The organism is Priestia sp. ST2, from assembly GCF_055810735.1.
Map to the genome: position 1 here is coordinate 85,635 of NZ_JBVVNT010000001.1, position 12,726 is coordinate 98,360.

Annotated in this window: 11 protein-coding genes and 1 other annotated feature; of the genes, 5 read left to right on the forward strand and 6 right to left on the reverse strand. The window is 38.6% G+C overall.

Annotation, left to right across the window (positions count from 1 at the left end; genetic code table 11):
- Positions 1-28 precede the first annotated feature (28 nt).
- The 3 genes from AC0KUU_RS00445 to AC0KUU_RS00455 are packed head-to-tail and all read right to left on the reverse strand — an operon-like array spanning position 29 to position 2,496.
- On the reverse strand, positions 29-1,192 hold the full coding sequence (locus AC0KUU_RS00445; protein WP_237074104.1) for an acetoin utilization protein AcuC: 1,164 nt from the start codon (positions 1,190-1,192) through the stop codon (positions 29-31).
- Positions 1,192-1,833, reverse strand: a complete 642-nt coding sequence (locus tag AC0KUU_RS00450; RefSeq protein ID WP_043975958.1) for an acetoin utilization AcuB family protein — start codon at positions 1,831-1,833, stop codon at positions 1,192-1,194. Before AC0KUU_RS00450 ends, AC0KUU_RS00445 begins: the two co-directional genes overlap by 1 nt.
- 30 nt (positions 1,834-1,863) lie before the next feature.
- Positions 1,864-2,496 (reverse strand): hypothetical protein, encoded by a 633-nt coding sequence (locus AC0KUU_RS00455; RefSeq protein ID WP_043975960.1) that lies wholly within the window; start codon positions 2,494-2,496, stop codon positions 1,864-1,866.
- A 284-nt stretch (positions 2,497-2,780) separates the two neighbouring features.
- Here AC0KUU_RS00455 and acsA point away from each other — a divergent pair, with 284 nt between their 5' ends.
- Together acsA and tyrS are read left to right on the forward strand one after the other, a co-directional pair.
- The gene (acsA, locus tag AC0KUU_RS00460) at positions 2,781-4,496 is read left to right on the forward strand and encodes an acetate--CoA ligase (RefSeq protein ID WP_043975961.1); all 1,716 of its coding nucleotides are present in this window, start codon (positions 2,781-2,783) and stop codon (positions 4,494-4,496) included.
- Between the two features lie 139 nt (positions 4,497-4,635).
- Positions 4,636-4,846 (forward strand) — a binding site (T-box leader).
- A 75-nt stretch (positions 4,847-4,921) separates the two neighbouring features.
- On the forward strand, positions 4,922-6,181 hold the full coding sequence (gene tyrS / locus AC0KUU_RS00465) for a tyrosine--tRNA ligase (RefSeq protein WP_013085222.1): 1,260 nt from the start codon (positions 4,922-4,924) through the stop codon (positions 6,179-6,181).
- Positions 6,182-6,252: 71 nt separating this feature from the next.
- Here tyrS and rpsD read toward each other — a convergent pair whose 3' ends face one another.
- Both rpsD and AC0KUU_RS00475 read right to left on the reverse strand, forming a co-directional pair.
- Positions 6,253-6,855: a 30S ribosomal protein S4 gene (rpsD, locus tag AC0KUU_RS00470; protein WP_013059485.1), complete on the reverse strand. Its 603-nt coding sequence runs from the start codon at positions 6,853-6,855 to the stop codon at positions 6,253-6,255.
- Positions 6,856-7,271: 416 nt separating this feature from the next.
- Positions 7,272-7,751: a GAF domain-containing protein gene (locus tag AC0KUU_RS00475; RefSeq protein ID WP_043975966.1), complete on the reverse strand. Its 480-nt coding sequence runs from the start codon at positions 7,749-7,751 to the stop codon at positions 7,272-7,274.
- 217 nt (positions 7,752-7,968) lie between these two features.
- On the opposite strand from AC0KUU_RS00475, the gene refZ reads away from it, so the two are divergent.
- The gene (gene refZ, locus AC0KUU_RS00480; protein WP_013085219.1) at positions 7,969-8,616 is read left to right on the forward strand and encodes a forespore capture DNA-binding protein RefZ; all 648 of its coding nucleotides are present in this window, start codon (positions 7,969-7,971) and stop codon (positions 8,614-8,616) included.
- Here the strand turns inward: refZ and hisJ are convergent.
- Positions 8,608-9,402: a histidinol-phosphatase HisJ gene (gene hisJ / locus AC0KUU_RS00485; protein WP_043975968.1), complete on the reverse strand. Its 795-nt coding sequence runs from the start codon at positions 9,400-9,402 to the stop codon at positions 8,608-8,610. The genes refZ and hisJ overlap by 9 nt on opposite strands.
- A 213-nt stretch (positions 9,403-9,615) precedes the next feature.
- Here hisJ and ezrA point away from each other — a divergent pair, with 213 nt between their 5' ends.
- Together ezrA and AC0KUU_RS00495 are read left to right on the forward strand one after the other, a co-directional pair.
- Complete coding sequence (gene ezrA, locus AC0KUU_RS00490; protein WP_013059480.1) at positions 9,616-11,307, forward strand: septation ring formation regulator EzrA; 1,692 nt, start codon at positions 9,616-9,618, stop codon at positions 11,305-11,307.
- 271 nt (positions 11,308-11,578) lie between these two features.
- A complete protein-coding gene (locus tag AC0KUU_RS00495) occupies positions 11,579-12,721 on the forward strand; it encodes a cysteine desulfurase family protein (RefSeq protein ID WP_043975970.1) in 1,143 nt (380 codons plus the stop codon).
- Positions 12,722-12,726 lie beyond the last annotated feature (5 nt).

Sequence of the window (12,726 nt, forward strand, 5' to 3'; positions counted from 1 at the left end):
AAAGGCCATACGCTTGTATAGCCTTTTTTTAAGAATGAGATGTATGAGAACGAATAGGATAAAGAGCGCGCTCAAGAGTTTGAGCGTTTTTTTCTGTTATTTCTGGTTTTCTTGGAATTGGCTGATAGATATTAGGTTCATCATCCCACTGCGTGCAAACGGGGTGAGGCGATACTTTTGTCCATTTTTCAAGCCATGACAGAGGAAGCATGCCTTCTGCCTTTCGTTCAATCATTTCAAGCCAAATGAATGACCAAGCCCGAGGAACAACCCGCCAAATATCATAACCTCCTCCGCCAACCGCAATCCATCTTCCCTGACAGTATTCATGAGCAATTTCACGAGCAATTTTAGGAATCTCACGGTATATTTTCGTGGTGCCGCATAAATGAGTGAGCGGATCGTAATAATGAGAATCGGCTCCATTTTGTGTCAAGATAACATCTGGTTTAAAAAAAGCAGCTACTTCTTTTAAAGAGGTCTTATAAACATCGAGCCAAGACTCATCTTCCGTATAAGCATCAACAGGCACATTAAATGAATAACCATAGCCTTCACTGTGCCCGCGTTCGTTAACGTTTCCCGTGCCTGGAAACAAGTAGCGTCCCGTTTCATGAATGGAAAGAGTACAAACGGAAGGATCGTCATAAAATGTCCATTGCACGCCGTCACCGTGGTGAGCATCTGTATCGACATAGAGAACACGCGCGTTGTACTTTTGCTGCATATATTTGATTGCTACCGCGCTATCGTTATAAATACAGAAGCCGGAAGCTTTTCCTCGAAAGCCGTGGTGCAATCCTCCTCCTAAATTTAGAGCATGCTTAGCTTTTCCAGTCATCACATAATCTACAGCAGTAAGTGTACCCCCAACTAAAAATGCACTGGCTTCATGCATGTTGGGAAACATAGGTGTATCTTCTGTTCCAAGACCAAAATCTGCTGCTTTTTCAACAGAAAGCTCGCCGCTTCCTGCTAATTTTACCGCTTGAATATAGCTAGTATCATGGACAAGCTGAAGTTCTTCATCAGATGCCATCCGCGGTAATACAATATCTTGATTGCCTAAAGCGCCAAATTCCCGTAACAGTTCATATGTTAGTTGAACACGAAGCTGGTTAAACGGATGATTATTGCTGAATTTGTACGAAAGAATATCATCTGAATAAATAAATACAGCGTTACTAGTCATTACGTCATCTCCGGTAATTTAGGCCACAACACCTCATAGCCGTTTTCTTTTAATGTATTTATACTAATCAATGGATTAATAGCTTGAATGCGAAGCACAAGTATTTTATATCGTTCATCTACGTCAGGGTAGACAAGTACGCTTAAGATGTTTGTTCTCGTTGAACCAAAGAGGGATGTAACTTCAGCGAGCACGCCAGCCTTATTTTCTACTTTTATTTCAATTTGTGAACCTGGCTTATTGGTGCCGGTAAGCTGAATAAACGTATGTAATAGATCTCTTTCGGTAACAACGCCTACTAACCGCTTGTTTTTTGTGACGGGAATACAACCGATTTGATGTTCATAAAAAATACTTGCAATTTCTTCAACAAAATCAAGAGGGTGAGCTGTAATGACTTCTGTTTGCATAATCATCCGCACGGGTTCGGATAGAAGAGCAGATGTATAAGTATTATCTAAAATAGATGGACTTGCATCTCTTACGTCACGATCAGAAATGATGCCAACTACGTGATGAAGGTCATTAATGATAGGAATATGTCTAATCTTATGTGTATCTAAAAGTTTCATAGCTTCAGCAATCGTATGGTCGGGGGTTAAGGTAACGAGATCAGTTTTCATCATCTCTTCAACAATCATCAGACACAGCTCCTTTTCTTAAAGGTCGGCTTAATACATAAAGCGATTTCGAAAGCGCAGGCTATCAAATTCTTGTAGGCTTTCTTGAGGTACTCTGCTCCCGATTCTTACCATCAAACAATTAGCAGGGTGGGAGCTAATCTCCGGATCATCTGTGGCAAACCACGTCAGTCCGCCTTTATTCATCATTTTCTCCATAATTTTGCGGTAATCCCACACATTTAGCCCTGTTCCTTTTAAATCCCAATGCCAGTAGTATTCTGTCGTAATGACAATATAATCTTCCATTGCATCATCCATCATAGATACGATAAGCAAGTTTTTACCAACAGCGTAGCTGCGAAATGGAGCGGCTACCTCTATAGCTCCTAATTCGATTAAATTCTCCATATTTCCTTCCGACCATCGTTCTAGAGGATCGGGATATAAAAAGGTTACATAACCAATGATTGTATGATGATGGCGAGCAACAATGATTCTACCTTCAGGCAAGTTGGCAATCTCGATCAATGCTTCTTTTTGCTGTTCAGGTGGACGAAAGGCTGTTAGTTGCTCATGAAAATCAAGTTGTTGCAAGGTCTGGGAGGAAACAGGTCCTTCAATAACAATTGCTCCAACAGCGGTTTTTAGTTCTTTCATATTGTATGTTTGGGAATGTTTCACATGAATCACCACCTTCAAGCAGTCTTATCTGTATTATAATACAAAAAAAACTTTATATTAAAGCGTTTTCAAAAAATTAAATAAAAGAAAAGGAGTTTTTTAGAATACATAGAATAAAAAATTAAAAGAAATTCTTGTTCATTCGACACTTCTATAACAGAGGTTGTCATATAACAAGGGAGACTATTATCCCAATTCCGACAAATAATTTTTATAAAATTGTGAAAAGTCTATTTTTGTTATATAATAGGTTTGTAAATTTTATACATAAGGGGGAGTTTGTGATGAAGGTGGAAGCGCTTCCTGTAATTGAAGGGGTATACAACTTACAGGACTATGATAAAACGTATCAAACCTTTGACTGGTCACAAGTGGAGAAGGAATTTTCATGGCATGAAACAGGTAAACTAAATGCAGCTTATGAAGCAATTGATAAGCACGCAAACTCTACGCGTAAAAATAAAGTTGCGCTTTATTATCGAGACGCGCAGCGCAATGAAAAATATACATTCAAAGAAATGAAAGAATGGTCAAACAAAGCCGCAAACGTGCTAAAACAAGCAGACGTAGAAAAAGGAGATCGCGTGTTTATCTTTATGCCTCGCTCTCCGGAACTTTATTTTGCATTGTTAGGAGCGGTGAAGCTTGGTGCTATTGTTGGGCCTTTATTTGAAGCGTTCATGGAAGGTGCAGTAAAAGATCGTTTGCAAGACAGTGATGCAAAAGTGTTAATTACGACGCCTGAACTGCTGAGCCGCGTTCCGGTGAAAGATTTGCCAGCTTTAAAACACATTCTCCTGGTAGGGGAAAATGTAGAAGAAGAAGGCATTCAACTAGATTTTCTGAAGCGATTAGAAGCGGCGAATAAAGAGGTGGAAATTGAGTGGGTAGATAGAACAGATGGTATGCTGCTTCATTATACATCAGGTTCAACTGGCAAACCAAAAGGGGTGCTTCATGTTCACAACGCAATGCTTCAGCACTATCAAACTGCAAAGTGGGTACTCGACTTAAAAGATGACGATGTGTATTGGTGTACAGCAGATCCCGGTTGGGTAACGGGGACTTCCTATGGGATTTTTGGTCCTTGGCTTGCTGGAGCAACCAATGTGATCGTGGGAGGACGATTTAGTCCAGATGCATGGTATCAAGCACTTGAAGATTTTGGCGTAACGGTTTGGTACAGTGCACCTACAGCTTTTCGTATGCTAATGGGTGCTGGTGATGACTTAGTTAAACGCTATGATTTAAGCAATCTCAGACATGTATTAAGTGTGGGAGAACCGTTAAATCCTGAAGTGGTACGCTGGGGAATGAAGGTGTTCCAAAAACGTATTCATGATACATGGTGGATGACTGAAACTGGCGGTCAGACGATTTGTAATTATCCGTCTATGAAAATTAAGCCAGGATCTATGGGGAAACCAATTCCAGGTGTACAAGCAGCAATCGTTGACGATCAAGGACAAGAGCTTCCACCTTATCGAATGGGTAACTTAGCAATTAAAAAAGGCTGGCCATCTATGATGCATACGATTTGGAACAACAAAGAAAAGTATGAGTCATATTTTATGCCAGGTGATTGGTACGTATCAGGTGATTCGGCGTATATGGATGAAGACGGTTATTTTTGGTTCCAAGGCCGAATCGATGATGTTATTATGACGGCAGGAGAACGCGTGGGTCCATTTGAAGTAGAAAGTAAGCTTGTTGAACACCCTGCTGTAGCAGAAGCGGGTGTTATTGGTAAGCCTGACCCTGTGCGTGGGGAAATTATTAAAGCATTTATCGCACTTAGAGATGGGTATGAATCTTCAGATGAACTGATTGAAGATATTCGTCAATTTGTGAAAAAAGGGTTAGCTGCTCATGCAGCCCCGCGTGAAATCGAGTTTAAAGATAAGCTACCTAAAACACGAAGTGGTAAAATTATGCGTCGCGTTTTAAAAGCGTGGGAATTAGATTTGCCAACGGGCGATTTGTCAACGATGGAAGACTAAGGAGTAAATGTTTCAATCTTTGTAGGGAAAATAAGTGATTTTTATAAAGTTCAAACAGCCAGCTGTTTGAACTTTTTTTTGGACTTGAATTTTAAAATGAAATCATTCATAATTGTGGGGTGTAAACTTTTAAATAAAATAAACTGCAGTGATAGGAAGAAGTAATACTTGTCTCCCTGTTTAAGAGAGCTGATGGTTGCTGAAAATCAGTACATAGACAAATATGAAATACGTCCTTGAGCATCTTTTGTGAACTTACAGTAGCAAAAGACGGGTAGACCGTTACATCATTTAAGTGGGAAATAATTTATTTCCAAATAGGGTGGTACCGCGATATTTTCGTCCCTTCTTTTTTAAGAAGGGGCGTTTTTTATGTTGTTCAACAAATTGTAACGAGCAATTAGATAAAGGAGAGAATATATAACATGGATATTTTACAAGATCTTGAGTTTCGAGGGCTCATTAACCAACAAACGGATGAAAAAGGCTTAAGTGAACTTTTGAGTAAAGAGTCTGTTCGTTTGTACTGTGGATTCGATCCGACAGCCGACAGCCTTCACATCGGCCACATGCTTCCTGTTTTAATTTTACGTCGCTTTCAACAAGCTGGACACCAACCAATTGCATTAGTTGGTGGAGGTACGGGTCTTATTGGAGATCCAAGCGGTAAAAAAGCAGAGCGTACATTAAATGAAAAAGAAACGGTTGCCATGTTTAGTGAGCGTATTAAAGGTCAGCTTTCACGCTTCTTAGATTTCGAAGAAGGTGAAAATGCAGCAGTTATTGCAAATAACTATGACTGGATTGGCTCATTAGATGTTATTACATTCCTACGAGATATCGGTAAAAACTTTGGTATTAACTATATGATGGCAAAGGATTCTGTTCAATCTCGTATCGAATCAGGCATTTCATTTACGGAATTTAGCTACATGATTTTACAATCATACGATTTCTTGAATTTATACCAAACATATAACTGTAAGCTTCAAATTGGCGGCAGCGACCAATGGGGAAATATTACAGCTGGCTTAGAATTAATTCGTAAATCAGAAGAAGATGCAAAAGCATTTGGATTAACAGTTCCGCTTGTAACAAAAGCGGACGGGACGAAGTTCGGTAAAACAGAAGGCGGAGCAATTTGGTTAGACCCTGAAAAAACAAGTCCATATGAATTCTACCAATTCTGGATTAATACAGATGATCGTGATGTTATAAAATATTTAAAATACTTTACATTCTTATCACACGAGGAAATTAATGAATTAGCAGCTTCTGCAAAAGAAGCTCCTGAAAAACGCGAAGCACAAAAAGCACTAGCGGCAGCGATGACTACGCTTGTACACGGTGAAGAAGCTCTTGAGCAAGCAATTCGTATTTCGCAAGCTTTATTTAGCGGAAGTATTTCAGAGTTAACAGCAGAAGAAATTAAGCAAGGATTCAAGGATGTTCCTTCTTACACGCATACAGGTGAAGATATTGGTTTAATTGATTTACTTGTAGAAAGTAAAATTTCTCCTTCTAAACGTCAAGCACGTGAAGATATTTCAAACGGTGCGATTTACTTAAATGGTGAGCGTGAACAAGATTTACAAAAAACAGTAGGTGCAGAAGACCGTATTGAAGGTCAATTCACAGTGATTCGTCGAGGCAAGAAAAAATATACGCTTATTCAATACGCATAAAAAAAGGCCGAAAGGCCTTTTTTTTATATAGATAGCAAAAAAGCCGCTCCATAAGGAACGGCTTTTTACTATTAACGAGAGTAGAACTCTACGATTAGTGCTTCGTTGATTTCAGCAGATAATTCAGAACGCTCTGGTAAGCGAGTGAATGTACCTTCTAATTTCTCAGCGTCTACTGTTAAGTAGTCTGGTACGAAGTTGTTAACTTCAAGCGCTTCTTTCACGATTGAAAGGTTGCGAGATTTTTCGCGAACACCGATCACTTGACCAGGTTGTACACGGTAAGATGGGATGTCAACGCGTTTACCGTCAACTAAAACGTGACCGTGGTTAACTAATTGACGAGCTTGACGACGAGTGCGTGCAAGACCCATACGGTATACTAAGTTATCAAGACGAGCTTCTAAAAGAATCATGAAGTTCTCACCGTGCTTACCAGTTAATTTACCAGCAGCAACGAATAAGTTACGGAATTGACGCTCAGTTACACCATACATGTGGCGTAATTTTTGCTTTTCTTGTAATTGTAAACCGTACTCAGAAATTTTCTTACGTTGACCTGGGCCGTGTGGACCTGGAGCGTAAGGGCGTTTTTCTAATTCTTTACCTGTACCACTTAGAGAAAGACCTAAGCGACGAGAGATTTTCCAACTTGGACCTGTATAACGAGCCATGATGACTCCTCCTTGTTTGTGTTTTTATTTTATGCAAAACAAAAACAGACACATTCTAGCGATATGCTCATTTTGTTTTCATGTACCATCGCTCTAGCAGCAGAGAGTTACACGATACACCATCTTGTTAAAAGGATTGCTACTTCTGTAAAACAATCTTTTAATGAGGAACAAAATGAAAAAACATAAAGAAGATTGTATAAGCTGCAATATTTCACACAACGAGTATTATAGGTGTTTCCTCGTATAAAGTCAAGGAAGATTGAAGATTAAAAGAATGTAAAAGAAAGGATATATTCATTTGAAGTATGAAAGGAGAAGAAAGAACGTAAGAAAACGGTGGTGATGGGCTAATCAAACGTTTGTTTAATAAGCAAAAACCGCTGATTCGCAGCGGTTTTTTTGCTTATTCATATTCAAAGAAAAGAAGTGAGTTCTTTCACGAATTCTTCAAGATACTGTTGATCGATTTCATCAAAGCGATTCTTGATTGGACTGTCAATATCAAGAACACCTAAAAGTTTACCGTCTTTTACCATTGGCACAACGATTTCAGATTGAGAAGCAGCATCACATGCAATGTGGCCAGGGAATGCATGAACATCTTCAATTCGCTCTGTTCTTTGATTTTGAGCTGCTGTACCGCATACGCCTTTTCCAAGTGGAATTCGAACACAAGCCGGCAGCCCCTGGAAAGGACCGAGTACTAACTCGCCGTCTTCCATTAAATAAAAACCTACCCAGTTTACTTCATTTAAAAATTGATTTAGTAAAGCTGAAGCATTTGCTAGATTAGCAATGGCATTGCTTTCTCCTTCTAATAAGGCGCGTAATTGCTTAATTACTAATTCATAATCCTTTTGTTTTGAGCCGCTGTAGTTTTCGACATTAAACAATGTATTCTCCTCCATTCAACATAAGATTTAATGAGTTTTTATCAGGAAACGTCAGTTTTAACGCTACTTTGTCGATAAAAGATTACAGGAACTAAAAAGCCTATCACGAATTATGTAGAGAGGCTACTAAAATCCTTTTTAAATACTGTAACGATTTCTACACAATTTTGCAATCATATGTGTTTTGTAAAAATAAATCGAAATGAGGTGTAGATAGATGGCTGTACAGTCAAAAACGAAAGAGAAAATTATTGATGCGGCTGTTTCTCTTTTTAACGTAAAAGGTTTTGATGGTACGTCGGTGCGCGAGATTGCAGGAAAAGCGAAAGTGAACGTAGCGAATATTTCATATTATTTTCATAGCAAAGAAGGATTGCTTGAAAGTTTAGTGATTTCTTATTTTGAAGGTTATATTGCGGTACTGGAGCAAGCATTCCAAGAAATGAAAAAGCTGTCTTCAACAGAAAGTATGATCGTGATGATTCGAGCTATCTTACATTACCAGCACGAAAATAGGCATATTGCCCGGCTCGTATATAGAGAAATCTCTCTTGACACGATTTTAATTCGAGAAGTTATGACTACGTATTTAACCAAGGAAAAATACTACTTAAAAACAATCCTTGAAAGAGGGATGAAAGAAAAGGAATTTCGAAAGCTGCACGTTTCCTTTACAATCATTGAGCTTAAGGGCATGCTGTCTATGCCTTATCTTCATCCTCAGTATCTAAGTGAAGTTCTTCATATATTGCCTCACGAACCGTATTTTGTTCAGCAATATGCGATTGAGCTTGAGCAATGGGTGCACACAACGGTATGTTTACCATATGAACGGACAAACAAACTGCGCGTTCAATTATCCTAAATGGAGCTCTCCATAGCCTTGGCCTAAATCCTTCGCACAGTGGGCGTCTGACCCATATACGAGAGGGATTTTTTTCTGTTGGGCTGCTTTTACGACAAAGGGAGCTGGATACGCTTCCTTGCACAAAGGCTTAAACAACCCTGCACCATTATAATCCAAAGCCAGATCTTTCATTTTTATTTCATCGAGTATTGCTAAAATAATAGGGGAAAGTGTGTCTTCATATGGAAAGCGAGTTTGAAATTTATGTACGAGCGTCATATGACCAATGCGCTTAGGCTTATAAACGCCTAAATTGGCCTGTACAGAGCGTAATACCGTGTTGTAATACTTATCATATACTTTGCTTACGCTGCCAAACTTCTGTACAATATGTGCAAATACGTCAGCGCTAAAATCTAGGCAGTCATATCCTTCTTCATGTTTTAAGAAGTGGACAGAAAGTATGCTGTCATCGAGATAAGGACCATATTCGTTTAAGAAATCTGTTGTTTGGTGTTCAAATCCTTCAATAAAGTCAACTTCCAATCCGATATTAATACGAATATCGCGCTCAAATTCTTTTTTAACTTGCTGTACGTTTTGAATGTAGCGATCAAGTTTGTCAGGATCCATTCCGCTGTCGCGATCAGGCGTCGGATCACTGAAGCTTTTTGGTAATGGAGCATGCTCTGTAAACGAAATCTCGCAAAAGTTCAGGGAAATCGCCTGTTCAACATATTGTTGCAATGAATCAGGTGAACCGTGTGGGCAAAATGGAGTATGAATATGTTTGTCAACTTTCATAAAAAATGCCTCCTTTTTTCTTCTTTTTCCATTGTAACGACACAAAGTGACTCCATGCCAATATTTTGTATAAAAAAATTTAATTTTTTGCTCAAAAGTTGGACTTTACATGGTATCATAAAAACATTGACGCAAAAAAATTTAAAGGATTAAATTCACCCTTTTTATAAATAAGAAACTTGTCATGTAGAACGCACTGTAAGGGGGCTTAGTATGGAATTCATTATAGCACTAATCATACTTATTATCGGATTAGTTGTGTACGGAATGTTTTCACGTAAAAAGATTTATCAAGAAATTGATCGCCTGGAAACGATCAAAGTCGAATTAGCAAATACGCCAGTTGCAGAGGAAATTTCAAAAGTAAAAGAATTGAACATGACAGGTCAAACTGAAGAGCTATTTGAACGTTGGCGTGAGCAGTGGGATGAAATTATATCAACTAATCTCCCGAAAATTGATAAAGAACTGTTTGAAACGGAAGAAGCAGCGGATAAATACCGATTTAAAAAAGCGAAGCAGTTATCTATACATATTGATCAAGCCTTAGAACAAACCAAGATAGATATTGAAAACATACTTACTGAACTTCAAAATTTAATTGGTAGCGAACAAGATAATCGATATGATATTGAGGAATTAAATCAGCTTCACCGCCATGTGAAGAAAAAATTGCTCGCACATCGGTATTCCTATGGAAATGCTGAAAAAACGTTAGAATACGCAATTAATACGTCTAAAGAGCAGTTTAAAAAATACGAGGAAGAGACGATTAACGGAAACTATCTTCAAGCACGTGAGATTGTTCTTCAATTAAAAACTGATTTAACAGCTATTGATTCGTATTTAGAACAAATTCCAAAAGTGTTAGTTGAGTGTCAGACCACTCTTCCTGTTCAGTTCAATGAACTGCTTGACGGGTTCCGCGAAATGAGTGAGCAGGGATATGTGTTAGATCATCTGCAAGTAGAAGAAACGGTAGAGCTTTTAAAACAAGAAACTGCTGAAATTATTGCAGATATTGAAGAATTATATGTGGAAGAAGCGATTACAAAACTAGATGATGTGAACGAACGCTTAGAGCAGTTATATGACTCACTTGAGCATGAGGTTTTCTCCTATCATAAAATGAACCGTGAATCTCATACGGTATCTAACTTCCTTCGTATGCTTCAAGAACGAAACCGTGAACTTCGTGAAGAAACGCTATTTGTACAGCAAAGCTATCATTTTAAAGAGCGCGATTTAGACGTATATTATAAAATGGACCGCGAACTAAAACGATTGACTAACTTGTACTATAATATTTCGGACAAGGTGGCGGAGCACAATTTAGCCTACAGTGTGATCCAAGAAGAACTCGAAGACGTTTCCAAACAGCTTAACCAATTAAAAGAATCTCAGGAATCCTACAGCGATATGCTACAAGCTCTTCGCAAAGATGAGCTCTCAGCTAAGGACAAAATAGAAGAACTGAAATCTCAGTTGATTGAAGCACGACGCCTTATTCAAAAAAGCAACCTTCCTGGTGTTCCTGAAGAATATAAAGTGCAGCTTGAAAAAACGGTTCATATCTTAAATGAAGTAACCGCTAAGCTGAAAGAAAAACCGCTTAATATTCAAGCTGTTCAATCTTTACTTGAAGATGCTGTTGGTTTTGTTCAGGATACATTTGATGAAACAGAGGCAATGTTAGAAGAAGCGCGACTCGTTGAAAGAGTGATTCAATACGGTAACCGCTATAGAAGTACTCATCACTCGATTGCACAGTCTTTAGAAGAAGCAGAAGAAGCATTTCGTCATTACGAATACAAAGAAGCATTAAAACAGGCATCTGCAGCTATTGAGCAAGTAGATCCTGGTGCGCTGGATCGTATACAGCGTATTGTATCTTCACAGAGTTAAAAAGCTCGTGTCCAAAGGACACGAGCTTTTTTATGACGCTTTTCTTTGCATACTATCTCGTATCTCTTTCAATGCTAATGGTATAGTCTATAAATACGGCAGCAACTGTTAGGATAAGCAAGGGGAGACCTTGCTTATAAAGTGGCAAATAGCTTTGAAAAGATCGTCTATCCTTGTTATGATTACTAAGGCAAAACCTAATTTAAAAAAGTATCAAGGTATGTTATGATAATACGTTGTTCCGAAAAAATGAAGAAGGGGGCGCGCATCCTTGATTTATTTAGATAATAGCGCTACAACAAAACCCTATAACGAAGTCATACAATCTTTTACTAAAGTAGCTACAACTTATTATGGCAATCCATCCTCCCTCCATCAGTTTGGCGTACAGGCGGAGAATTTGTTGAGCCGCTCGCGTGAGCAAGTAGCAGAATTGCTGCACGTATCGTCAAATGAAATTATCTTTACATCGGGAGGAACGGAAGGGAATAATTTGGCTATTAAAGGCGTAGCGATGCGATATAAAAGCCGAGGTCAGCATATCATTACGACAAATATTGAACATGATTCTGTTCATGAACCATTCAAGCAGTTAGAAGCCCTAGGATTTAACGTTACGTATGTTCCGGTAGATTCCAGTGGATTTGTATCACCTGCGGCTATTGAATCAGCTATTACAGATGAAACCATTTTAGTATCTGTTATGCATGTAAATAATGAGATTGGCACCATTCAGCCAATTGAAGAAATTGGACATATGCTGACGAACTATTCAAAGGTGCTTTTTCATGTCGATCATGTGCAGGGAATTGGAAAAGTTCCGCTTTCTTTAGCGGATCATAAAATTGATTTATGCACATTATCAGGACACAAAATTCACGGCTTAAAAGGGACGGGAATTTTATATAAACGAAATGGAGTTCAGCTTCATCCGCTGCTTAGCGGAGGCTCTCAGGAAATGCAGTATCGATCAGGCACGGAAAATGTGCCGGGAATCGTAGCATTTGCTAAAGCACTTCGTTTAACACTTGAACATGCTGCTCAAAATCAGCAAAAAATGCGGAAAATAAAAGCAGAACTGATGGACAACCTTTCTGCTCACGAAAGAATCACGATTAATACGCCGAATGAGCATTCGGCACCCCATATTATAAATTTTACAGCACAAGGTATTAAAGGTGAGGTTTTTGTTCACGCTCTTGAAGAAAAAGGAGTGTTTGTATCCACTACATCTGCTTGCTCATCAAAGCGAAAAAAGCCAAGCAAAACGCTTTTAGCTATCGGTAAAAATTACGAAGAAGCCGATCAGTCCATTCGATTAAGCTTGTCAGGCTTAAATGATTATAATGAAGTAACGCCTATTGTAAATGCTATTTTCACAGTAATTGAAGATCTAAAGAAAGTAATGAGGTAAATGAT